Source organism: Methyloligella sp. GL2 (genome assembly GCF_013341275.1).
In the GTDB taxonomy this organism is placed as follows: Bacteria; Pseudomonadota; Alphaproteobacteria; order Rhizobiales; family Methyloligellaceae; genus Methyloligella.
Map to the genome: position 1 here is coordinate 2,600,086 of NZ_CP054476.1, position 20,530 is coordinate 2,620,615.

A 20,530-nucleotide genomic window follows, 5' to 3' on the forward strand; every position below is an offset into this window, starting at 1 on the left:
GGGCCGGATAGCGCGACATGACCGCATGATCGGGTCCGTGCCGCGCACTTCGAAACGTGTGGCGGCGGCTTACCGGCCGCCCTGCCCTTCCGGCTCGAGCACCGCTTCGGCGCCGACGACAACATCGAGCAGCTCGGTGGTGATGGTCTCCTGGCGGAGATTGCGCGCCTTGCGGTTCAGCTCGTCCAGCTTGTCGGCAATGTTCTGGCTGGCTGCGGTGAGCACGCCGAGGCGGATCTGGTTCTCCGCCGCCATGGCCTCGATCAGGGCGCGGGTGATCTCGGCGAGAAGATATTCGCCGGCCAGCTCGGCGAGCAATTCGCGCGGCGGCAGCTGATGCAAGGGCGGCGGCCGCGTGCTGGTGCCCGGCGCGGGCAGCTTGACCGGCAGCACCTGGCGTGAAGCGACCTCCGCCGCGGCTTGACCGGGATCGTGCTTGGCGGTGGCGATGCGCACATGGCTGGCCGGCCCGATGGCTTCGGCAATATGGCGGGCGAGCCGCGGCACGCCGGCGATATGGGTGGTCATGGACAGCACAGCGGCAGGCTCGAGCTTGCGCTCCGTGGCCGCCCCTTCCAGACGCCGTCCGACCAGGACCAGCCGGGTGCCCGGCGGGATCTCTGCGCGCTCCAGAAGCTCGGCATTGAGATCGCCGACAAAGCCATGTTCGGTGCCGATCAGGCAGAGGGTCTCCGGCTCGCCATTCTCGCCATCGGACGCCGGCTCGGCGGTGGCATCGAGCAGCGCGGCGACATCGGCGATGCCCTCCTCGATGAAGCCGGCATAGCGGCCGACCGCGGGCAGCGCCTTGCGCCCCTCCTGCAAGGCAGCCGCCGCCATGGCGCGCATGGCGACGATGATATCGTCCAGCTCCGAAAGGGTGGTGAGCCGGGCCTTAAGTCTGGCGAGCTGCTCCATCGGATGCGTCTTCCGCAGGTTGTTGTCCAGCGCTCTCTTGGGGCGCGGACGGGGCGATCTTCGCCAAGGTCTGTTTGAGATAGTCCAGCAGCGCGGCGCGGTCGTCGTCGGACAAGGCGCCGGTTTTGTCGATGCGCTCCGCCAGATCGGGTAGATCCTTGGCCAGCGAGGCGGCGAGCGCGGCCTGCAGCGCGGTCACAGCAGAGAGCGGCAGCGCATCGAACAGCTTCTCCTCCACCGCCAGCAACAGCCCGGCCTGCTCGGCGAGAGTGAGGGGCGCGTTCTCCGGCTGGGACAGCACCGCCCGGATGCGGCGGCCATGCTCGATGGTCTGGCGGGTACGGTCGTCGACGATGGCGCCGAAGCGCATGAAGACTTCCAGCTCGAGGAACTGGGCATAGGCGAGGCGGAGATTCTGGGCCAGATCCTTCAGCACCGGCGGCTGGGCCTTGGCGCCGACGCGGGAGACGCTGAGGCCCACATTCACCGCCGGCTTATGCCCTTCGTGGAACAGCTTCGGCTCCAGATAGATCTGCCCGTCGGTGATGGAGATCAGATTGGTCGGGATATAGGCGGAAAGATTGCCGGCCTGGGTCTCGGCGATGGGGAGCGCGGTGAGCGAGCCGCTGCCGTTCGCTTCCGAAAGCTTGGCGGCGCGTTCCAGAAGCCGGGAGTGGATATAGAACACGTCGCCCGGATAGGCCTCGCGGCCGGGCGGGCGGCGGAGCAGAAGCGAGAGCTCGCGATAGACCGCGGCATGTTTGGTGAGATCGTCGATCACCAGCAGCGCATGACGCCCCTTGTCGCGGAAATATTCCGCCATGGCGCAAGCGGCGTAAGGCGCCAGCCATTGCAGGCCGGGCGGCGCATCGGCCTCGCCGACGACGATGATGCTGCGTTCCGGCGCGCCGTGCTGGCGGATGGTCTCGGTCACCCGGGCGACGGTGGAATCCTTCTGCCCGATGGCGGCGTAGATCGAGATCACATCGCTGTCGCGCTGGTTCAGAATGGTGTCGACGCCGATTGCGGTCTTGCCGGTCTTGCGGTCGCCGATGATCAGCTGGCGCTGGCCGCGGCCGAGCGGGATCATGGCATCGACCACGGTCAGCCCGGTGGAAAGCGGCTCATGCACGACGTCGCGGTCGATGATGCCGGGGGCGGGACGCTCTACCGGATCGTAGCGCTCCGCCTTAATCGCATCGCCGCCATCGAGTGGCCGCCCCAGCGGATCGACGACGCGGCCCAGCAGCCCCTCGCCAACAGGGGCGCGGGCGATGGCGCGGGTATCGACGGCCTGCATGCCGGCGGTGACCGAGGTGCTGGGCGAGAGCAGCACACAATGGGCGATGTCCTTGTTGAGAGACAGGGCGAGCCCCAGCCCTTCCTCGCCGATCTTCACCAGGCCGCTGAGCTTGATGCCGGGAAGGCCGGAGACGGTGGCGATGCCGTCGCCGCAATGCTCCACCACGCCGACGCGCTGGAAGGCGCCTTCGACATCGAGCCGGTCGAGCTCGCCTTGCGCCGCGGCGAGCCATTTCGCCAGATCGCTCATGCGGCGCCTCCCCGGCTGTTCTGCAAGATCTCGCCGGCCTTCTTGAGCTGATCGGACCAGGCGAAGCGGATGGTGGCATGGGGAAAGCGTAGCTCCGCCCCGCCCAGCAGGGCCGCGTCGACGCTATAGCGCGGCGCGCCCGTGAATTTCAGGGCAGCGCGCAAGCTTTTGGTCCAGGCCCCCTGCTCGGCCCTGGAAAGCTTGGCAGCCGTGGCGATCTCCGGCGCGCCGCCGGATGCAATATCGCCATCGATGCGGGCGCGGTCCTCCTTGCTCAGATTGCCGATCTGATCCAGCAGGCGGGCGAGAAACACCTCGTTCAGCGCGCCATCGCCGGTCTTGGCGAGGATGGTGCCGGCCATCTTCACGGCGGTCTGCACGATATCCTCTCTGACGCCTGCGACCGCTTCGGCCTGGCTTTCCTTGGCATCCCTTTTGGCCTCGGCGCGGATGGCATCGGCCTGTTGCCTGGCATCGGCGAGGATCTTCTTGGCCTCCGCTTCCGCCGTCTCGTGCGCTTGTTTCAGCTCGGCTTTGCGGGCCTCGTCTAGCCCGGCGGTCTTGGCCTCGAAATCCGCCTTCGCCGCGGTGGCCTGCTTCTCGGTCGCTTCGGCTTGCGTCAGCGCCCGCTCGGCCAGGGCGCGGCGCTTCTCGATCACCGCGCGCACGGGCTTATAGAGGAAATGCTGCAGCAGCCAGACGAGGAGAAGAAAGTTCACCGTCTGGAGGAGAAGGGTCCACCAGTCGATTGTCATGTCACTGCGTGAAGGGGTTGGCGTAGAGCAGCAGAAGGGCGACCACCAGGCAGTAGATCGCCATGGTCTCGATCATCGCCAGACCGACGAACAAGGTGCGGGAGATGGTGCCGGAGGCTTCCGGCTGGCGGGCGATGGCCTCCATCGCCGCAGCAATGGCGCGGCCCTCGGCGAAGGCCGGGCCGATGGCCCCGACGGAGACGGCAAGCGCCGCCCCGATGATGCTCAACATGTCTACGGTCATAGTCGCTCCTATCCTGCTTCGCCGCCGCCGACGGCGCCGCCAATATAAACCGTGGCGAGAACGGTAAAGATAAAGGCCTGGATCAGGCCAATGAGAATGCCCAGCAGCATGAATGGAACCGGAACGAACAGCCCGGCCAGAAACAGGATGATGGCCAGCACCAGCTCGTGGCTCATCATGTTGCCGAACAGGCGCATCATCAGGGAGAAGGAGCGCGTCACCTGGGACACCAGGTTGAGCGGCAGGAGCAGCGGGTTCGGCTCCAGATAGCGCTTGGCATAGGCTTTCAGGCCTTGGCTCCTCAGCCCGTAGAATTGCACCGAGAAAAACACGATCAGGGCGAGCGCCGCCGGGGTCTCGATATGGGCGGTGGGCGCTTCGACCCCCGGCAGCATGCCGGAAAGATTGGCGAAGACGAGATAGATGAAGAGGGTCGCGAGCAGCGGCAGGTATTTCCACGGATCGACGCGGAGGATCGCTTCGACCTGATCGGCGATGGCCTCCACCGCGACCTCGACCACCGTTTGCAGCCAGCCGCCCTTGACCTTGGCGTGCCGCATGGCGAGCCAGGAGATTGCCACCAGCACCGCCATGATCGCCCAGGTGGTGGTCACCTCCGAGGTGATCGGCACGGGTCCGAGATGAAACAGGATCTCGGTCTGGAGCGGATGCAGCTGAAGCGTCATGAGCTGGTCAAAGGCTTGAGGCTGAAAAGAACGAGGGTGAACCCGGCAAGCGAGGCCAGCAGCGCGGCGGCGCCATATTGGGCGATGATCCAGAACAGGCCCGCCGCGCCCACAAGGCGCACAAGATGCAGGGCGACGAGTTTGCCCGAAGGCGTGCCATCGGCGAACTGCCCGACCTCCTTATGCAGCAGGGCGAAGAAGCCGGCGCCGAGCGCCATGCCGATTGCGGCGAAGAGAGCGATGTGAAGAGCCAGCTGCATTACGGGTCGTTTCGAATCCTCTGCCAGACGAGATAGAAGCCGAGCCCGGCGCCGAGGAAAATCAGGCTTCCGGTCCAAAACACGCCCTGGTCGAACATCTTGTCGAGCCAGCGGCCGAGCAGCGCGCCGAGCACGGCAGGCGCCACCACCAGCCAGCCAAACGCGCCGATCATCGAGAGGTTCTGCCAGAGCGGCCGTTCGCCTTCGCGCTCCCAGCGGGCGCGGCGTTCGGTCCGCCGTTCGACGGAGCGGTAAAGCCCGTTCTGCTTGCCGTCACCGTTGGCGTCTTTTGGCTCGTCATTCATCGGCGGATATCTCATCCTCCCCGCCGGCGGCAAATCCCCCGGCGCGCGGCACGTAGAAGCCGCGGCGGGTTTGCAGATAGCGGTTCAGCTGGCGCATCAGCCCCATATGCAAACGCGCGGCTCCGGTGCGGGTCTTGGCTTCGGCTTCCGCCTCGTCGCGCAGCTCGTCGAGCACGGCAGGGCCGAGCTTCTCCAGGGTCGGGCCGGAGATGGCCTGGCGGGTGGCGATCTCGATCCTCTCGCCTGCCTCGACGCGCAGGATGCCGCCGCGCACCGCGACATGGCCGGTGCCGCCGGAGCCGGTCTTCCATTCCACCACGGTGATGGCCAGCGTAGTGAGAAAATCGGCATGATGCGGCCAGATCGTGAACGAGCCCGTTGGATCGTCGGCACGGAGCGAGACGACATCGTCGATATCGGCGGCAATCTCCAGCGGCGTGACGATCTGCAATTTCATGATCCCGCCTTCTGCACTTTCTCTTGCTTGGCGCGGGCATCCTCCAGCGTGCCGATCATATAGAGGGAGGCTTCGTCCCAAGCGTCGGTCTCGCCATTCAGGATCGCCTCGCAACCGGTGAGCGTATCCTCGATGGACACCGAAGCGCCAGTCTCGCCGGTGAATTGGGCGGTGACGGCGAAGGGCTGGGTGAGGAAGCGCACCAGGCGGCGGGCGCGGCGCACCGCCTGGCGGTCCTCGGTGCTGAGCTCGCCCATGCCGAGCAGCGAGATGATCTCCTGCAGCTCGCGGTAATGCTCGATCACGCGGCGGCAGTCTTCCGCCACGCGGTGATGGCGCTCGCCGACGATGCGGGTGTCGAGCATGATGGAGGAGGAATCCAGCGGATCGACCGCCGGATAAAGTCCCTGGCTCGCCATATCGCGGCTGAGCACGATGGAGGCGTCCAGATGGGTGAAGATATTGGCGACGGCCGGATCGGTGAAATCGTCGGCCGGGACATAGACCGCCTGGATCGAGGTGACCGCCGCACCGCGCACCGAGGTGATGCGCTCCTCCAGATCGGCGATCTCGGTGGCAAGCGTCGGCTGATAACCGACTTGCGAGGGAAGCCGCCCGAGGAGGCCTGAGACCTCGCTACCCGCCTGCAGGAAGCGGAACACATTATCGATCAGGAACAGCACGTCCTTCTGCATCTGGTCGCGGAAATATTCGGCGATGGTGAGGGCGCTGAGCCCGACGCGCCAGCGCGTGCCCGGCGGCTCGTTCATCTGGCCGAAGACAAGCGCGGTGCGGTCGATCACGCCGGTGCGCTTCAGCTCCTCCCAGAGTTCGTGGCCCTCGCGGGAGCGCTCGCCGATGCCGGCGAAGATGGAGAGCCCGGCATATTTCTCGCCCGTGGTGTGGATCAGCTCCATAATCAGCACGGTCTTGCCGACGCCGGCACCGCCGAACATGGCCGCCTTGCCGCCGCGGGCGAGCGGGGCCAGAAGATCGATCACCTTGATGCCGGTGAACAGAACTTCCGGCGCGCCGGTCTGCTTGTCGAGCGGCGGCGGATCGCGGTGGATGGGAAGATGCGGCGTCTTGGCGGGAAAGCTTTTGCCCCCGTCAATGGCGCGGCCGGTGACATTAATCATGCGCCCGAGCATCGCTTCGCCGACGGGAACGGAGATCGGCGCGCCGGTGTCGGTGACAGCCGCGCCGCAAGCCAGCCCTGAGGTATCGCCCATGGCGACGCAGCGCACGGTATGGATATCGAGCTGCTGCTGCACCTCGAGCACGATGGGCTCGCCCTGGTCGCCGGCAACCTCTAGTGCGCGGTTGATAACGGGCAGCGGCCCGGCCTCGAACTCCACATCGACAATGGAGCCGACCACGCCGGAAACCGTGCCGGCTTTGGGCTTCGTTGCCTCGTTTTGCGCGGGCTTGCCGCGATGTGTTTTGGTTTCGGCCTGCATCGGCAAGAAAGCTTGCCTCCGGAAATCGCTGCAGTCACGTTCTGTATCTTATACCGGTTTCGCTTTACTGAATGGACCTTAGGCCCAAGCGAGACGGTGCGCCGCATGCCGACAACAGCCCGAAAGCGATGACGAAATCGTTATTCGGGTTTGAGCGGCGGGCTTCCCATATCGGGGATACGCAAATGGAGGTTTCGAATGCCGAAATATACAAAAAATCCCGAAGCCATCTCGCAACTGACCCCCGAGCAGTATCGCGTGACCCAGGAAAGCGGCACCGAGCGGCCGTTCAGCAATGAATTCTGGGACAATCACGCGCCGGGGCTCTATGTCGACATCGTCTCCGGCGAGCCGCTATTCTCGTCGAAAGACAAGTATGACAGCCATTGCGGCTGGCCGAGCTTCACCAAGCCGGTGGAAGAGAGCCATGTGCTGGAGAATTCCGACACCAGCCACGGCATGGTGCGCACCGAGGTTCGCTCCACCCATGGCGACTCTCATCTCGGCCATGTCTTCGAGGACGGGCCGCAGGAGACCGGCGGGCTTCGCTATTGCATCAACTCCGCCTCGCTCCGCTTCATCCCGGTGGATGAGCTGGAGGCGGAAGGCTATGGCGACTATCTGAAGCTGTTCGACACGGAAGGAGCAAACAAATGACGGCAGAGACGAGCGAACGCGCGGTTCTGGCGGGCGGCTGCTTCTGGGGCATGCAGGATCTGCTGCGGCGCTATCCCGGCGTGCTCTCCACCCGGGTCGGCTATACCGGCGGCGACGTTCCCAACGCCACCTATCGCAATCACGGCGACCATGCCGAGGCGATCGAGATCGTGTTCGATCCGGCGAAGCTGAGCTACCGCAAGCTGCTGGAGTTCTTCTTCCAGATTCACGATCCGACCACCAAGGACCGCCAGGGCAACGATATGGGCCGCAGCTACCGCTCGGCGATCTTCTATACCAGCGAGGCGCAGAAAGAGACCGCGCTGGACACCATCGCCGATGTCGACGCTTCCGGGCTTTGGCCGGGCAAGGTGGTGACGGAGGTCGTTCCGGCCAGCGATTTCTGGGAGGCCGAGCCGGAGCACCAGGATTATCTGGAGAATTACCCCAACGGCTATACCTGCCATTTCGTCCGGCCAGGCTGGGTGCTGCCGAAGCGGCAGCAGGCCGCCGCGGAGTAAGCGCGAAACGCACTGATTGGGAGATCCGGCGGGCCGCGCGGCGGCCTGCCGGATCCCCTTGCGCTTGCAACAGAGCCGCCGAAGGCTTAGCCAAGCCGGCCATGTCTGCAAATTCAAAGCCTGCCATTTTCGACCAGGGCCCGCCGCCGCCCTGCCCGCACGCCTTCAATCTCGCCGCCTATGTGCTCAGCCACGCGCAAGATCTGGCCGAAAGAAGCGCGCTTTGCGTGCTCTCCGCCGACGGGGCTGAGCGCTGGAGCTATGCGGCGCTGGAGGCCGCCGTGCTGGGGACGGCGCGGGGCTTCCTGGATCAGGGTTTGAGGCCCGGCGACCGGGTGCTGATGCGGCTGGGGAACAGCGTGGAATTCCCGGTCTGCTATCTGGCAAGCATTGCCGCCGATCTCATTCCGGTGCCGACCTCATCGCTGCTGACCGCGCCGGAAGTAGCGCAGATCGCGGACGATGTCTCGCCTGCGCTGATCGTGGCCGAGGACGGGCTATCGCTGCCGCCGGAGCCGCCCTGCCCGGTGATCTCGGCGGAGGCGATGCGGCAGATGTATGCCCTGCCGCCGGCCGACTATGCGATGGGCGATCCGGAGCGGCCCGCCTATATCATCTATACCTCCGGCACCTCCGGTTCTCCCCGCGCCGTCACCCATGCTCATCGGGCGATCTGGGCGCGGCGGATGATGTGGGAGGGCTGGTACGGGCTGAAACAGAGCGACCGGCTGCTGCATGCCGGCGCCTTCAACTGGACCTATACGCTCGGCACCGGCTTGATGGATCCATGGACCGTCGGCGCGACGTCGCTGATCCCGGACAAGAGCGTGACGCCGGACCAGCTGGGCGCGCTTCTCGCCGAGCACGAGGCGACATTGTTCGCCGCCGCGCCCGGCATCTATCGCCGGCTGCTGCGAAACGACCTGCCGAAGCTGCCTGCCCTGCGCCACGGGCTCTCCGCCGGCGAGAAGCTGCCCGATGCCACCCGCGCCGCCTGGGAGAGTGCGACGGGCACGCCGGTGTTCGAAGCCTTCGGCATGTCGGAATGCTCCACCTTCGTCTCCGGCTCGCCGAGCCATCCGGCGCCTGCCGGCACGCTGGGCTATCCGCAAACTGGGCGTCGCGTGGCGGTGCTCGGCGAGGACGGACCGGTGGCCGTCGGCGCGCCCGGGGTGCTTTCTGTCTCGCATCGCGATCCGGGACTGATGCTGTGCTATTGGGGTGCGGAAGACGAGACGAAAGCGCGCTTTCAAGGCGAATGGTTCTTGACCGGCGACATGGTGCGCATGGGCGAGGACGGGGCGCTGACCTATCTCGGCCGCGCCGACGATATGATGAATGCCGGCGGCATCCGTGTCTCGCCCATCGAGGTGGAGCATGCGCTGAATGCTCATCCGGCCATCGCCGAGAGCGCGGCCGCCGAAGTACAGGTGAAGGCCGACACCACGGTGATCGCGGCGTTCTATGTGGCGAAGTCCGACGTTGCGACCGAGGAGCTGGAGCGTTTCGCCGCCGAGCGGCTGGCCGGCTATAAATGTCCGCGTATCTATGCGCAGGTGGAGGCCTTACCGAAAGGCGCCAACGGCAAGCTGCTGCGCCGGGCCTTGCGCGAGGCATACGAGAAGAGCCACAGCCCGGCCTGATCTCTCACGCAAAGACGCCCGCACCGGTCCCCGATGCGGGCGTCTTTCTTGCGATGTGCGGCAGCGGTTAGAACTTCATATTCGCCGCGACATAGAAGGAGCGGCCCATGCCGGGGACCGGGATGCCCCAGGGCACGCCGCCGGCGGACATGGTCGCGCCCTGGCCGAGATAGAGCCCGCCTAAGGGAAGCTCGTAATAGGTATCGAAGACATTCTCGACACCAAGATCGAGCCGCCATCTCTTCCCCTGATAGGAGGTTCTAAGGTGCAGCAGCGCGTAGGCGCCGGTCTCCACCTCGTTATGAACTTGCGAGACTTTGGTCTTGGCGCCGACGAGTTGGGTCTCGACGGTGTTGGTCCAGCGGCCGAGCTTCTGCTCCAGGGCGAGCGCCGAGTTGACCGGCATGATGTGGTAGAGATTATCGTCCAGCTCAGTGTTTTCGCCGTATGTGTAGGACAGCAATCCGCGCGCGGTGAAGGTGCCGTAGCGGGTATCTTCCGCCAAGGTCATGTGACCGGACAGATCCACGCCGAACAGGCTGGCATCCTGATTGGCGAATTGCAGGAAGACAAACCCTTCCTTAGCCGTCAGGCTGTCCCGCACCGCTTGCGAATTGCCGCAAACCCCGACGGGGCAGCGGCGCACGCCGATATAGTCCTGGATATAGGTGTAGTACGGCGTGACCTTCAGCCCGGCCCGGTCGTCCGGCTTGTGCCAATCCGCGGTGGCGCTGATGGTATGGGCGACTTCCGGGTCGAGATCGAGATTGCCGATATAGTAGTTGCCGTCGCCGAACCAGCCATTCATCTCCATGGCCATCATCACGTTGGACCAGGTGTAGCGCTCGTAGAGATTGGGCGAGCGGGCTTTGCGGGCATAGCCGAAGGAGTAGGTCTTGCGCTCGTCCGGCTTATAGAAGGCTTCCGCCGTCACGTCCCAATTCTGGTCGGTGCGGCTGCGGTCGGCATTGTTGAAGGTCGTTGCCGGGAAAAGCGGCGCGGCATCGTACATGGCGTTGTAGCCATGCACCGGGCCGGTATCCATCATCACCGTGTCGGAGCGGACGCCGAGCTGCGTGGTCCAGCGGTTGCTCCATTTGGCCTCCCACTCGGCGAAGACATCGAAGCGATCGCGCTTGCCGTCATTGATGTTGAGGAAGGTGTCCGGAGCCATCATGCTCATCGCACCGGCGGGCAGATTGCGCGGCGATGGCGGCCACCAGTCGTTGTAATCGTAGTGCTGATATTCGCTGCCGACGCGCAGGATATGCTGATCCGTTACGTCGATGCTGGCCTTGATCTTGGCGCCGGTGTTCAGCGCCTTGGTCTTCATCGGCATGCCCGGGGCGACGATGCCGGTCATCATGTTCTGATAGTAGAATTGCTTGTCGTCGCCGAAATCCATCTCGTGACGGACATTCTGGTGATAGGCCTGGGCCTCCAGCACACCCCAATCGTATTCGCCGGTGTAGCGGAGATTGGCCTGCAGGGTGTTGTTCGCGGTCATGTCCATCCGCTGGTTCGGATAGTTCTGGAACGGGATGTTCTGGATGCCGAGATCGAACTGCAGCAAGTGATTGCGGTTGCGGGCAGCCACCGAGACGTTGTGGTTCTGGGCCTCGTAGGCCGAAGACCCCACCTCGTTGCCGCGCAGCCAGGGGATCGAGACCGGCACGGAGGGCACCTGCGTGAACGCGGGTCCGGCCGGCTTGAAGCTGCCGCCGGCGCTGTAATTGCCCGATGCCGCATAGGAGCCGTCATAGCGGATGCTGAAATTCTGCGTCGCGGCAGAGGCGGAAGCATTGCCGCCATAAGCATCGCCATTGGTGCGGTAATAGGAGCCGATCTCAGCGGAGGTGGCGATGCCCTGCTTGGCGGCGGCGAAGACCGGGGCCGGCGGGTTGACCACGATAGCGCCGCCCACCGCATCGCCGCCGACGCTGACCGGCACGAGGGCGGAATAGACCTCGATGGAGCCGACTTGCGAGGGGGCGACATAAGAAAGCGGCGGGTTCATCTGATTGGCGCAAGCGGCGATCAGATCCATGCCGCCGACTTGGGTGGTGAGGCGGTCCGCGGCGAGGCCGTTGAGATAGGGAAGGCCCGAGACGCCGCCTGCGCTATAGGTGGCGCCGCCGGGAATGCCGTTCAGCAGCGCTGCGGTATCGCTGGTTTCGGCGCGCTGGGCGGCGATGTTGCGCACGCTCGACGGCATCCCTGCCGGCTGGCTGGCGCTGGGCAGCGGGGTCATGACCGGTTCGGGCGGCATCGGCGCTGCAGCGGGGGCACCGGTGCTGGCTGTGGACCGCGTGGGCGGGCGATAGACCGGCACCGGGGTTGGGACCGGCGGCTGGACCACCTCGACCGGCGGCACCATGACCTCCTCGGCGGTTTGATCGATTTGGGCCGACTGGCCCGACGATGTGGCATTTTCCTGCGCCATCGCAGGACCTGCAATGCAGGCGAAAACAATTGCGCAGGCAAAGGCTGCGCGACGACGAGCCGGCATGGCGGCATCCCCCGTTCAGACAAATAAGCTCGCGCCGTTGGCCGGCGCGATAGGTTGAAGCGATTGTCAGGCGGAGATGTGCGGGGGCCCGCGGCTTTGCGGGGTGATGCTGCGGTGCCCGGCCCCGATCTCATCGGAGGCCGGCAGAAAGACGCGCGGCGGGACCGGCGGCAGCTGGAAGGCAAGGCCGGCGCCGAGCGCGGCGAGCTGAAAGCCCGCATGGCCGTGACAGAAGGGACAGCCGTGATCGGCCTTCTGGCGGTCGGAGTCCTGGGAGCCGTCGCTATGACAGATGACGACGCTACCGAGCTCCGACTGAACGAGAGCCGTGACGGTCTGGGAGACCAGATGACCGGGGATCAGCGCGGCATAGAACAGCACGCCGAGAAGCCCGAGAGCTCCGGCCATGCGCCGCCAGATTCCGTGTCTAAATCCCCCCATAACCCTACAACTATTCCCTGCGGTCGAAGCGCGGGACAATGAGACATCCTGCCCCGCCGGGCAAGATGGAAGCCTGGCAATCTTTGCGGGAGGAATTCCGCCCAGCTTGACGGCGCCCCTCCCCATGGCGTCCATTCCGGCTACCTACCGAACTCCGAAAGACCGCACGTGCCTCTGATCGATCTGATCCGCCATGGCGAGACCGAGACGCCCGGCCTGCTGCTAGGGCGGACCGATTCCGCCCTCTCGCCGCTCGGCTGGCAGCAATTTGCGCGGCAGACGGAGGGCGGAAATTGGCCGCTGGTAGTGAGCTCGCCGCTCGCCCGTGCACGCGCAGCGGCGGAGACGCTCGCCGGCACGCAAGGCCTGTCGCTGCGGGTCGACGAGGATTGGGCGGAGCTCGATTTCGGCGCTTTCGACGGGCGGCATCCGGGAGAGCTGCGCAAAGACGTCGAGACGGCGGCGGCGCTGGATGCGCTCTACAGACGCGAGGATGCCGTCCCGCCCGGCGGCGAAAGCTGGGCCTCTCTTCGGGCGCGGGTGGAGCGGGCGCTCTCCCGCATCGCCGATGAGGCGGATGACACAGACGCGGATAGGGCGGCGGCGCTGGTGGTCACCCATGGCGGGCCGATCCGCGCGGCGGTGGCCGTCACCTGCAATATTCCGTTTGCGCATCTCTGGACGCTGCGGATCGGCTATGGCACACGGCTGAAGCTGCGCTTCGGGCAAGACGAAAGCGGCGCGTTCTGGGGCGAAATCATCGAGATCGGACAACCATGACTTTGAGCGGCCTGATCCATGCCTTTCAGTTTCTGACCAGGCTGCCGACGCCCCGTCTCAAGACGTTCAACCCGGCGGATCTTTCGCGCGCGGCCGGCTGGTTCCCGCTGGCGGGGCTGGTGATCGGGCTTTGCCTGGCGGCCGCCTTCCTGCTCGGCGGACAAATCTCGCCGCTACTCGCCGCCTTGTTCGCGCTTCTGGTCTGGGTTTGGATCACCGGCGCGCTGCATCTCGACGGGCTGGGCGATGTGGCCGATGCCATGGGGGCGGCGCACCGCTCGCCGCAGCGATTCCTGGAGGTGATGCGCGATCCCCATATCGGCACGTTCGGCGTGGTCGCGATCTTGCTGCAGCTTTTCGCCAAGCTGCTCTTGCTGATGCAGCTTGCCGCCGCCTCTTCCCTCGCCGCGGCAATGCCGGTGCTGGTGCTGATTCCCGCCTGGGCGCGCTGGGGGCCGCAAGTCTGGAGCCTGATGGTGCCGCCCTATGCCAAAGGCACCGGCGACCGCTTCTCTTGGCAGATCAGCAAGCCGGCGATGATCGGCGGTGCGGTGGTGCTCGCCGCGCTCAGCTTCTGGTTCGATCCGATACTGCTCGCCGCCCTCGCCGTGGTTCCGGCGATCGCGCTCTATTGGCGGCAGCGGCTCGGCGGCATCACCGGCGACTGCCTCGGCGCCAGTATTGAGGTCACCGAGACGGTGCTGCTGCTTCTGGCGGTCATTGTGCTGTCGATCGGGGGCTAGCGGCGGCCGTCCCGGACTCCCCTTTGCGGAACGCCGAGGGGCTGACGCCCAGCGCCTCGCGGAAGGCGCTGGAGAAATGCGCCGAGGTGGCAAAGCCGGTGGCGAGCGCGATCTCGGTCAGGGACAGGGTCGATTGCCGCAGCAGGCTGCGGGCCATATCGATGCGAAGCCGGCGATAAAATTCCATGGTGCTGCGGCCAAGCCGTTCGCGGAACAGCCGGTTGAGCTGGCGCGGGCCGGTGCCGGAAAGCTCGGCGAGCTGCGCCAGGCGCAACGGATCGGCGATGTGGTTCTCCATCGCCTCGATGGCGCGGATCACCGCCGCTTCGGTGGTGCCGTGGCGCTCCACGAGACCAGCACGCTGGGGACCGCCGGAGGGGCGCACCTCGGTCTGCATGAACCAGTCGCCGACCTGGCGGGCGAAGCCCGGGCCGTGACGCTCGGCGAGAAAGGCGTAGATCAGATCCAGCGGCGCGGTGCCCCCGGCGGAGGTGATTCGGTCGCGATCGATGACGAAGAGCGTCCGCTCGATCAGGAGGTCGGGATAGATCTCGGCGAGCGCGCCGGCATGCTCCCAATGCACCGTCATGCGCCGCCCTTCCATCACCCCGGCGGCAGCAAGGATGACGGGTCCGCCGGAAACGCCGCCGAGGCGCACGCCGTGGCGGGCCAGCGCCCGCAGCCAGCTGAAGGTGGCCTCGTCGTGGAAGCTCACCGGATCGCCGCCGGCCATCACCAGCACCAGATCGAAGTCGAAATCGCGGCCGAGCTTCACATCGGCCTCGATCCGCGCACCGCTGGAGCTGGTGGCGTGATCGCCGGAGACGGCGGCGTGATGCATCTCATAGACGGTGCGCCCGGCGAGGATATTCGCCGCGCGCAACGGCTCCTCCGTTGCCGCATAGGACATCAGGGCGAAGCCGTCGATGAGCAGGAAGCAGATGCGGTAGGTGCCGGGCTGACGGGCGTTCATAGGCTTGTCATGACTATTTCTCGATAATTTCCGACCACAATAGAGAAGTCAGACACCCAAAGCCAGGTCAACGTTTTGGTCTGAACCAGACGGAGCGATTGCCGCCGATGCGCTATTCACTGCTGAAGATCCTCGCCGAGGGGCTTAAGGGGAATACCGGCTGGACGCCGGTGTGGCGCAATCCTGAGCCGCGCGAGGCGTATGACGTGGTCATCGTCGGTGCGGGCGGCCACGGGCTCGCCACCGCCTATTACCTGGCCAAGGAGTTCGGCATCACCAATGTGGCGGTGCTGGAGAAAGGCTGGCTCGGCTCCGGCAATATCGGCCGCAACACCACCATCATCCGCTCCAACTACCTGCTACCCGGCAACGAGCCGTTCTACGAATTCTCGATGAAGCTGTGGGAAGGGCTGGAGCAGGATTTCAACTACAACGCCATGGTCTCGCAGCGCGGGATCATCAATCTCTACCATAACGACGGGCAGCAAGCGGCTTACCTGCGCCGCGCCAATGCCATGCGGATGGCCGGCGCCGATGCGGTGATGCTGAGCCAGGACGAGGTGCGCCGGCTCTGCCCGTTCCTCGATTTCGACAATGCGCGCTTTCCCATCAAGGGCGGCTTGATGCAGCCGCGCGGCGGCACGGTGCGCCACGACGCCGTCGCCTGGGGCTATGCCCGCGGGGCGGACGAGCGCGGCGTCGACATCATCCAGAATTGCGAGGTCACCGGCTTCCAGATCGAGGACGGGGTCTGCCGCGGGGTGGAGACCAGCCGCGGCAAGATCTCCGCGAAGAAGGTCGCCGTCTGCGTCGCCGGCTCCTCCAGCCGGGTGATGAGCCTCGCCGGGATGCGGCTTCCCATCGAGAGCCACGTGCTGCAGGCCTTCGTCTCCGAAGGGTTGAAGCCGACCATTCCGGGCGTTGTCACCTTTGGCGCGGGGCATTTCTATGTCAGCCAGTCGGACAAGGGCGGGCTGGTCTTCGGCGGCGATCTCGACGGCTACAACTCCTACGCCCAGCGCGGCGGCTTGCCGGTGGTGGAGGATGTCTGCGAGGGCGGCATGGCGGTCATGCCGATGATCGGCCGGGCGCGGCTGCTTCGCGGCTGGGGCGGCATCATGGATATGTCGATGGACGGCTCGCCCTTCATCGACCGCACCTCGATCGACGGGCTCTATTTCAACGGCGGCTGGTGCTATGGCGGCTTCAAGGCGACGCCCGCCTCCGGCTTCACCTACGCCCATCTGATCGCGCGCGACGAGCCGCACCCGGTCGCGGCCGCCTACCGGCTCGACCGCTTCCAGCGCGGCGCGATGATCGACGAGAAGGGCATGGGCGCCCAGCCCAATCTGCATTAGCGGGACGGATAGGAAGCGAGCCAAAGCATGATCATCAATCATCCCCTTCTTGGACCGCGCGACTCCGCCGAGTTCACCTATCTCGGCGACGCATCCTTGATCGAGCGTCCCGACTGGCAGGCGGAGGACGCGGCCGATCAGTTCCACGACTATCTTTATTTGCGGGACAATCCGGCGGGCGAGCACCGCGAGCTTTGGTTCCACGAGCAAGGCGACCGCTCCTGGCTGGTGGTCACCCGCAACACCCTCACCCATGAAATCACCAAGGTCGAGCTGGCCCGGGATGTCGCCCGCTCGCTCGGACGCAGCCGATGAGCACGCAAGACAATCGCCTTTCCGGCGGCCTGATCGACCGGGAGCGGCCGCTTCGCTTCCGCTTCAACGGCGAGGAGCTGCAAGGTTTCCAGGGCGACACCGTCGCCTCGGCCCTGGTGGCGAACGGGGTGAAGCTGGTCGGGCGCTCGTTCAAATATCATCGCCCGCGGGGCATCCTCACCGCAGGCTCCGAAGAGCCGAACGCCCTCCTCACCATCGGAGAAGGCGCCTATGCGGAGCCCAATACCCGCGCCACGGTGGCGGAGCTCTATGACGGGCTGAGCGCCAAGAGTCAGAACCATCGCGGGCCGCTCGGTTTCGACGTTATGGCGGTGAACGATTTTCTGTCGCCGTTTCTTTCGGCCGGCTTCTACTACAAGACCTTCATGTGGCCGCGCGCCTTCTGGGAGAAGCTCTACGAGCCGATCATCCGGAAATCGGCGGGGCTCGGCGCGCTCTCCGGCGAGCCGGATCCCTCCAGCTACGACAAGGGCTTTCTGCATTGCGATCTGCTGGTGATCGGCGCCGGCCCGGCGGGGCTTGCCGCGGCGCGTAGCGCGGCCCGCGCGGGCGCGAAGGTGATCCTGGCGGATGAAGATTTCCGCTTCGGCGGACGGCTGAACGCCGAGACCTACGAGATCGACGGAAGGCCCGGCGCGGTCTGGGCCGAGGATACTGCGAAGGCGCTCGCCGAGATGGAGAATGTCCGGCTGATGCCCCGCACCACCGTCTACGGCGCTTACGATCACGGCGTCTATGGCGCGCTGGAGCGGACCGGCGACCACCTGCCCGACACGGACGGCAAGCCGCGCCAGGTGTTGTGGCGTATCTATACGAAACGCGCCCTGCTCTGTGCCGGCGCCACCGAGCGGCCCATCGCCTTCGGCGATAACGACCGGCCGGGCGTGATGCTGGCGAGCGCGGTGCGGAGCTACGCCAACCGCTTCGCCGCAACGCCGGGTAAGCGCATTGCCGTGTTCACCAATAACGACGATGGCTGGCGCACGGCGTCGGACTTGGCCGCGCGCGGCGTCGAGGTGGCGGCGGTGATCGATCCCCGCGACGGCAGTCCCCGTGCCGAGATCCCCGGTGCGTCTGTCTTCATGGGCGATGCGGTGGCCGGCACCAAGGGACGGAAAGCGATCCGCGAGATCACGCTTGCCAGCGGTCGGAGCCTCGCCGTCGATTGCCTGGCCGTCTCGGGCGGCTGGAATCCCAATCTTCAGCTCACCTGCCATCAGCGGGGTAAGCCCGCGTGGAACGCAGAGATCGCCGCCTTCGTGCCGGCCGATCCCTTGCCCGTGGGTATGAGCGTTGCCGGCGCTGCACGCGGCGCGCTTTCGCTGCAGGCGGCGCTCACGGAAGGCCAGGCGAAAGCCGAAGCGGCGCTGAGCGATCTCGGCTTCAAGGTGAGCGGCGAGCCGGTTCCGGCGAGCAGCGACGAGAGCTTTGCGGTCACGCCGCTCTGGCATGTGAAGGAAAGCAAGAGGCGCGCCTGGGTCGATCTGCAGAACGACGTCACGGTCAAAGATGTGAAGCTGGCGCATCAAGAAGGCTTCCTCTCGGTGGAGCATCTGAAGCGCTATACGACGCTCGGCATGGCCACCGATCAGGGCAAGACAGCGAATGTGCTCGGCCTTGCCATCATGGCCGAGCAGCGCGGCATCTCCATCCCGGAAGCCGGCACCACGATCTTCCGCCCGCCTTATACGCCGGTGCCGATCGGCGCCCTGGCCGGCCGGGCGCGGGGCAAGGATTTCCGCCCCTATCGCCTCACCCCGAGCCATGACTGGGCGGAGGAGCAAGGCGCGGTGTTCGTCGAAGCCGGGGCCTGGATGCGGGCGCAGTATTTCCCCCGTGAGGGAGAGACGCATTGGCGCCAGAGCGTCGACCGCGAGGTCTCCACGACGCGCAATTCCGTCGGGGTCTGCGACGTCACCACGCTCGGCAAGGTGGATATTCAGGGCCGCGATGCGGCGGAGTTTCTGAACCGCGTCTATATCAACGGCTTCGCCAAGCTGGCGGTGGGCAAGACTCGCTACGGCATGATGCTGCGCGAGGACGGCATCGCCATGGATGACGGCACCACGGCGCGGCTCGGCGAGACCCATTACGTGATGACCACGACGACGGCCAATGCCGGCCCCGTGTTCCGGCATCTGGAATTCTGCCGGCAATGCCTGTGGCCCGATCTCGACGTGCATCTGATCTCCACCACCGATGGCTGGGCGCAGTTTGCAGTGGCCGGGCCGAATGCCCGCAAGCTGCTGCAGAAGGTGGTGGATGCGGAGTTCGATATCTCCAACGAGGGCTTCCCCTTCATGGCCTGCGGCGAGATTACGGTTTGCGGCGGCACGCCGGCGCGGCTGTTCCGCATCTCGTTCTCCGGCGAGCTGGCTTACGAGATCGCGGTGCCGGCGCGCTATGGCGATGCGCTGATCCGCGTGCTGATGCAGGCGGGCGAGGAATTCGGCGTCACGCCTTACGGCACCGAGGCGCTGGGCGTGATGCGCATCGAGAAGGGCCATGCCGCGGGCGCGGAGCTTTGCGGCACCACGACGGCGCAGGATCTCGGCATGGGCCGCATGGTCTCCAAGAAGAAGGACTGCATCGGCAATACGCTCTCGGAGCGGCCGGAGCTAAACCGCGAGGACGGCTTGCGCCTGGTGGGCTTCCGCCCGGTAGACAAAAGCCACGCGCTGAAGGCGGGCTGGCATTTCGTCTCCAAGGGTTCGCCCACGGATATGGCCCATGACGAAGGCTGGATGACCTCCGTCGCCTTCTCGCCCTCGCTCGGTCATTCCATCGGGCTTGGCTTCATCAAAAGCGGCGATACCCGCATGGGCGAGATCGTCCGTGCGGTGAGCCCGGCGACCGACAGCGATATCGAGGTCGAGATCGTACCGTCCCATTTCGTCGATCCGGAAGGAGAGCGTCTTCGTGGCTGAGTTCTCGCTTTACGCAACCCCTGCCCTCGGCGGCTATAGCACGACGCATGACGGCATCGCGCTGGAGGAGCTGGATGGGCTCGGCCTGATCTCCATCGCCACGCCGCTCGATAGCGACGCCGCACTGGCCGCCGCCCTCAAGAAGGGCTTCGGGGCCGAGATTCCGGCGGTCGGCAAGGTCGCCAGCTCCAGCGACAGCAAGATCCGCTTCCTCGGCATGGCGCCGGGGCAGCTCTTCGCCGCCTTCGAGCATGACGGGCCGAATGCGGAAGGCGCGATTGCCGATAAGCTGGCCGGCGCCGGCTACACCACCGATCAGAGCGATGTCTGGGTGGGCTTGCGGATCGCAGGGCCTGAGGTCCGCACCGTGCTGGAGCGCATCTGTCCGCTGGATCTGGCGCCCAATGCCTTCGCGCAAGACAAGGTGGCGCGGACGGCGATGGAGCATATGGCGGCGATCGTCTTCCGCGAGGGCGAGGACGGTTTCGTCCTGCTGACCGCCCGCTCCTCGGCCAAATCTTTCTTGCATGCGTTGGAGGTCTCGATCGCCAACGCCCTCTAGTCACGCCTGTCGGCGTGCTCCCCTCCTCTCCGCTGGGTCCCCGTTTGCCGGGATCCAGCGTTTTTTTTCGTAAGCGCCGGTGGGCCGAGCGTCAGGCGTCGGAACCGCTATCCCAATGGACTTGATCCCAGCGCACCTGCAGCTTCTCGCGCCAGGCGAAGCGCTCCAGATGGCCGCCGACCACGCCTTGCATCTTGCTCATCGAGAGATCGTCCGGGGAATCGCAGCTGATCGCCAGCTCGTTGTCCCGCGCCTCCAGCTCGCATAGGCCGAAGGGGAACTCGACCCGCCCCTGCTTGGTGTCGAAGGTGGCGGGCGCCTTATGGGCGAAATGCTTGCAGAGCTGCTGCAGATATTTGCTGGCGGCTGGCGTTGCGACGGTGGTGCGGGCTTTGATCATGACACTCCCAAGGCTGGCAATAAGGCTGGCAGTCTGGCTGGCT

22 protein-coding genes are annotated in these 20,530 nt (G+C 65.8%); 9 read left to right on the forward strand and 13 right to left on the reverse strand.

Going from position 1 to position 20,530, the window contains the following annotated elements; genetic code table 11:
- Positions 1-69: 69 nt before the first annotated feature.
- Genes HT051_RS12120 through atpD form a run of 9 tightly spaced genes read right to left on the reverse strand, consistent with a single transcriptional unit; the run spans position 70 to position 6,637 of the window.
- Positions 70-918, reverse strand: coding sequence for a F0F1 ATP synthase subunit gamma (locus HT051_RS12120; protein ID WP_174542272.1), 849 nt, complete (start codon positions 916-918; stop codon positions 70-72).
- Positions 896-2,470, reverse strand: a complete 1,575-nt coding sequence (locus HT051_RS12125; protein WP_174542273.1) for a F0F1 ATP synthase subunit alpha — start codon at positions 2,468-2,470, stop codon at positions 896-898. The genes HT051_RS12120 and HT051_RS12125 overlap by 23 nt, the downstream gene beginning before the upstream one ends.
- Positions 2,467-3,225, reverse strand: a complete 759-nt coding sequence (locus HT051_RS12130) for a hypothetical protein (protein ID WP_174542274.1) — start codon at positions 3,223-3,225, stop codon at positions 2,467-2,469. Before HT051_RS12130 ends, HT051_RS12125 begins: the two co-directional genes overlap by 4 nt.
- A gap of 1 nt (position 3,226) precedes the next feature.
- A complete protein-coding gene (locus tag HT051_RS12135; RefSeq protein ID WP_174542275.1) occupies positions 3,227-3,469 on the reverse strand; it encodes a F0F1 ATP synthase subunit C in 243 nt (80 codons plus the stop codon).
- Between the two features lie 8 nt (positions 3,470-3,477).
- A complete protein-coding gene (atpB, locus tag HT051_RS12140) occupies positions 3,478-4,155 on the reverse strand; it encodes a F0F1 ATP synthase subunit A (RefSeq protein ID WP_174542276.1) in 678 nt (225 codons plus the stop codon).
- A complete protein-coding gene (locus HT051_RS12145) occupies positions 4,152-4,415 on the reverse strand; it encodes an ATP synthase subunit I (protein WP_174542277.1) in 264 nt (87 codons plus the stop codon). The genes atpB and HT051_RS12145 overlap by 4 nt, the downstream gene beginning before the upstream one ends.
- Positions 4,415-4,720: an AtpZ/AtpI family protein gene (locus HT051_RS12150; RefSeq protein WP_174542278.1), complete on the reverse strand. Its 306-nt coding sequence runs from the start codon at positions 4,718-4,720 to the stop codon at positions 4,415-4,417. Before HT051_RS12150 ends, HT051_RS12145 begins: the two co-directional genes overlap by 1 nt.
- On the reverse strand, positions 4,713-5,177 hold the full coding sequence (locus HT051_RS12155) for a F0F1 ATP synthase subunit epsilon (protein WP_174542279.1): 465 nt from the start codon (positions 5,175-5,177) through the stop codon (positions 4,713-4,715). The genes HT051_RS12150 and HT051_RS12155 overlap by 8 nt, the downstream gene beginning before the upstream one ends.
- A complete protein-coding gene (gene atpD / locus HT051_RS12160) occupies positions 5,174-6,637 on the reverse strand; it encodes a F0F1 ATP synthase subunit beta (RefSeq protein WP_174542280.1) in 1,464 nt (487 codons plus the stop codon). Before atpD ends, HT051_RS12155 begins: the two co-directional genes overlap by 4 nt.
- Before the next feature lie 198 nt (positions 6,638-6,835).
- Here atpD and msrB point away from each other — a divergent pair, with 198 nt between their 5' ends.
- The 3 genes from msrB (at position 6,836) to HT051_RS12175 (ending at position 9,458) form a co-directional block, all read left to right on the forward strand.
- Positions 6,836-7,294: a peptide-methionine (R)-S-oxide reductase MsrB gene (gene msrB / locus HT051_RS12165; protein ID WP_174542281.1), complete on the forward strand. Its 459-nt coding sequence runs from the start codon at positions 6,836-6,838 to the stop codon at positions 7,292-7,294.
- Entirely contained in the window at positions 7,291-7,815 is a 525-nt protein-coding gene (gene msrA / locus HT051_RS12170; protein ID WP_174542282.1) for a peptide-methionine (S)-S-oxide reductase MsrA, read from the forward strand. Before msrB ends, msrA begins: the two co-directional genes overlap by 4 nt.
- Before the next feature lie 101 nt (positions 7,816-7,916).
- Positions 7,917-9,458 (forward strand): class I adenylate-forming enzyme family protein, encoded by a 1,542-nt coding sequence (locus HT051_RS12175; protein WP_174542283.1) that lies wholly within the window; start codon positions 7,917-7,919, stop codon positions 9,456-9,458.
- Between the two features lie 67 nt (positions 9,459-9,525).
- On the opposite strand, the gene HT051_RS12180 is transcribed toward HT051_RS12175, so the two are convergent.
- Together HT051_RS12180 and HT051_RS12185 are read right to left on the reverse strand one after the other, a co-directional pair.
- Positions 9,526-11,901 carry a TonB-dependent receptor gene (locus HT051_RS12180; protein WP_246810076.1) on the reverse strand — a complete coding sequence of 792 codons (2,376 nt, stop codon included), beginning with the start codon at positions 11,899-11,901 and terminating at the stop codon, positions 9,526-9,528.
- 132 nt (positions 11,902-12,033) lie between these two features.
- Complete coding sequence (locus HT051_RS12185; protein WP_174542285.1) at positions 12,034-12,375, reverse strand: DUF2946 family protein; 342 nt, start codon at positions 12,373-12,375, stop codon at positions 12,034-12,036.
- 201 nt (positions 12,376-12,576) lie between these two features.
- On the opposite strand from HT051_RS12185, the gene HT051_RS12190 reads away from it, so the two are divergent.
- Together HT051_RS12190 and cobS are read left to right on the forward strand one after the other, a co-directional pair.
- Positions 12,577-13,188 carry a histidine phosphatase family protein gene (locus HT051_RS12190; RefSeq protein WP_246810077.1) on the forward strand — a complete coding sequence of 204 codons (612 nt, stop codon included), beginning with the start codon at positions 12,577-12,579 and terminating at the stop codon, positions 13,186-13,188.
- Positions 13,185-13,931, forward strand: coding sequence for an adenosylcobinamide-GDP ribazoletransferase (gene cobS / locus HT051_RS12195; protein ID WP_174542286.1), 747 nt, complete (start codon positions 13,185-13,187; stop codon positions 13,929-13,931). Before HT051_RS12190 ends, cobS begins: the two co-directional genes overlap by 4 nt.
- On the opposite strand, the gene HT051_RS12200 is transcribed toward cobS, so the two are convergent.
- Entirely contained in the window at positions 13,906-14,904 is a 999-nt protein-coding gene (locus HT051_RS12200) for a GlxA family transcriptional regulator (RefSeq protein ID WP_174542287.1), read from the reverse strand. The genes cobS and HT051_RS12200 overlap by 26 nt on opposite strands.
- A gap of 107 nt (positions 14,905-15,011) precedes the next feature.
- Between HT051_RS12200 and HT051_RS12205 the strand changes: the two genes are divergently transcribed.
- Genes HT051_RS12205 through HT051_RS12220 form a run of 4 tightly spaced genes read left to right on the forward strand, consistent with a single transcriptional unit; the run spans position 15,012 to position 20,087 of the window.
- Complete coding sequence (locus HT051_RS12205; RefSeq protein ID WP_174542288.1) at positions 15,012-16,262, forward strand: sarcosine oxidase subunit beta family protein; 1,251 nt, start codon at positions 15,012-15,014, stop codon at positions 16,260-16,262.
- Between the two features lie 27 nt (positions 16,263-16,289).
- Positions 16,290-16,577: a sarcosine oxidase subunit delta gene (locus tag HT051_RS12210; protein ID WP_174542289.1), complete on the forward strand. Its 288-nt coding sequence runs from the start codon at positions 16,290-16,292 to the stop codon at positions 16,575-16,577.
- Positions 16,574-19,525 carry a sarcosine oxidase subunit alpha family protein gene (locus tag HT051_RS12215; RefSeq protein ID WP_174542290.1) on the forward strand — a complete coding sequence of 984 codons (2,952 nt, stop codon included), beginning with the start codon at positions 16,574-16,576 and terminating at the stop codon, positions 19,523-19,525. Before HT051_RS12210 ends, HT051_RS12215 begins: the two co-directional genes overlap by 4 nt.
- The gene (locus tag HT051_RS12220) at positions 19,518-20,087 is read left to right on the forward strand and encodes a sarcosine oxidase subunit gamma (protein ID WP_174542291.1); all 570 of its coding nucleotides are present in this window, start codon (positions 19,518-19,520) and stop codon (positions 20,085-20,087) included. Before HT051_RS12215 ends, HT051_RS12220 begins: the two co-directional genes overlap by 8 nt.
- A 91-nt stretch (positions 20,088-20,178) precedes the next feature.
- Here the strand turns inward: HT051_RS12220 and HT051_RS12225 are convergent, their stop codons facing one another.
- Positions 20,179-20,487, reverse strand: a complete 309-nt coding sequence (locus HT051_RS12225; protein ID WP_174542292.1) for a DUF2218 domain-containing protein — start codon at positions 20,485-20,487, stop codon at positions 20,179-20,181.
- Positions 20,488-20,530: the final 43 nt, after the last annotated feature.

What these genes read in the sequence shown, in the direction of transcription:
- atpB (WP_174542276.1), bottom strand. Translation starts at nt 4,155, where the DNA reads ATGACGCTTCAGCTGCATCCGCTCCAGACCGAGATCCTGTTTCATCTC.
- HT051_RS12225 (WP_174542292.1), bottom strand. Translation starts at nt 20,487, where the DNA reads ATGATCAAAGCCCGCACCACCGTCGCAACGCCAGCCGCCAGCAAATAT.
- HT051_RS12215 (WP_174542290.1), top strand. Translation starts at nt 16,574, where the DNA reads ATGAGCACGCAAGACAATCGCCTTTCCGGCGGCCTGATCGACCGGGAG.
- cobS (WP_174542286.1), top strand. Translation starts at nt 13,185, where the DNA reads ATGACTTTGAGCGGCCTGATCCATGCCTTTCAGTTTCTGACCAGGCTG.
- HT051_RS12125 (WP_174542273.1), bottom strand. Translation starts at nt 2,470, where the DNA reads ATGAGCGATCTGGCGAAATGGCTCGCCGCGGCGCAAGGCGAGCTCGAC.
- msrA (WP_174542282.1), top strand. Translation starts at nt 7,291, where the DNA reads ATGACGGCAGAGACGAGCGAACGCGCGGTTCTGGCGGGCGGCTGCTTC.
- HT051_RS12135 (WP_174542275.1), bottom strand. Translation starts at nt 3,469, where the DNA reads ATGACCGTAGACATGTTGAGCATCATCGGGGCGGCGCTTGCCGTCTCC.
- HT051_RS12150 (WP_174542278.1), bottom strand. Translation starts at nt 4,720, where the DNA reads ATGAATGACGAGCCAAAAGACGCCAACGGTGACGGCAAGCAGAACGGG.
- HT051_RS12185 (WP_174542285.1), bottom strand. Translation starts at nt 12,375, where the DNA reads ATGGCCGGAGCTCTCGGGCTTCTCGGCGTGCTGTTCTATGCCGCGCTG.
- HT051_RS12130 (WP_174542274.1), bottom strand. Translation starts at nt 3,225, where the DNA reads ATGACAATCGACTGGTGGACCCTTCTCCTCCAGACGGTGAACTTTCTT.
- HT051_RS12175 (WP_174542283.1), top strand. Translation starts at nt 7,917, where the DNA reads ATGTCTGCAAATTCAAAGCCTGCCATTTTCGACCAGGGCCCGCCGCCG.
- HT051_RS12145 (WP_174542277.1), bottom strand. Translation starts at nt 4,415, where the DNA reads ATGCAGCTGGCTCTTCACATCGCTCTCTTCGCCGCAATCGGCATGGCG.
- msrB (WP_174542281.1), top strand. Translation starts at nt 6,836, where the DNA reads ATGCCGAAATATACAAAAAATCCCGAAGCCATCTCGCAACTGACCCCC.
- HT051_RS12200 (WP_174542287.1), bottom strand. Translation starts at nt 14,904, where the DNA reads ATGAACGCCCGTCAGCCCGGCACCTACCGCATCTGCTTCCTGCTCATC.
- HT051_RS12155 (WP_174542279.1), bottom strand. Translation starts at nt 5,177, where the DNA reads ATGAAATTGCAGATCGTCACGCCGCTGGAGATTGCCGCCGATATCGAC.
- HT051_RS12120 (WP_174542272.1), bottom strand. Translation starts at nt 918, where the DNA reads ATGGAGCAGCTCGCCAGACTTAAGGCCCGGCTCACCACCCTTTCGGAG.
- atpD (WP_174542280.1), bottom strand. Translation starts at nt 6,637, where the DNA reads ATGCAGGCCGAAACCAAAACACATCGCGGCAAGCCCGCGCAAAACGAG.
- HT051_RS12180 (WP_246810076.1), bottom strand. Translation starts at nt 11,901, where the DNA reads ATGGCGCAGGAAAATGCCACATCGTCGGGCCAGTCGGCCCAAATCGAT.
- HT051_RS12205 (WP_174542288.1), top strand. Translation starts at nt 15,012, where the DNA reads ATGCGCTATTCACTGCTGAAGATCCTCGCCGAGGGGCTTAAGGGGAAT.
- HT051_RS12210 (WP_174542289.1), top strand. Translation starts at nt 16,290, where the DNA reads ATGATCATCAATCATCCCCTTCTTGGACCGCGCGACTCCGCCGAGTTC.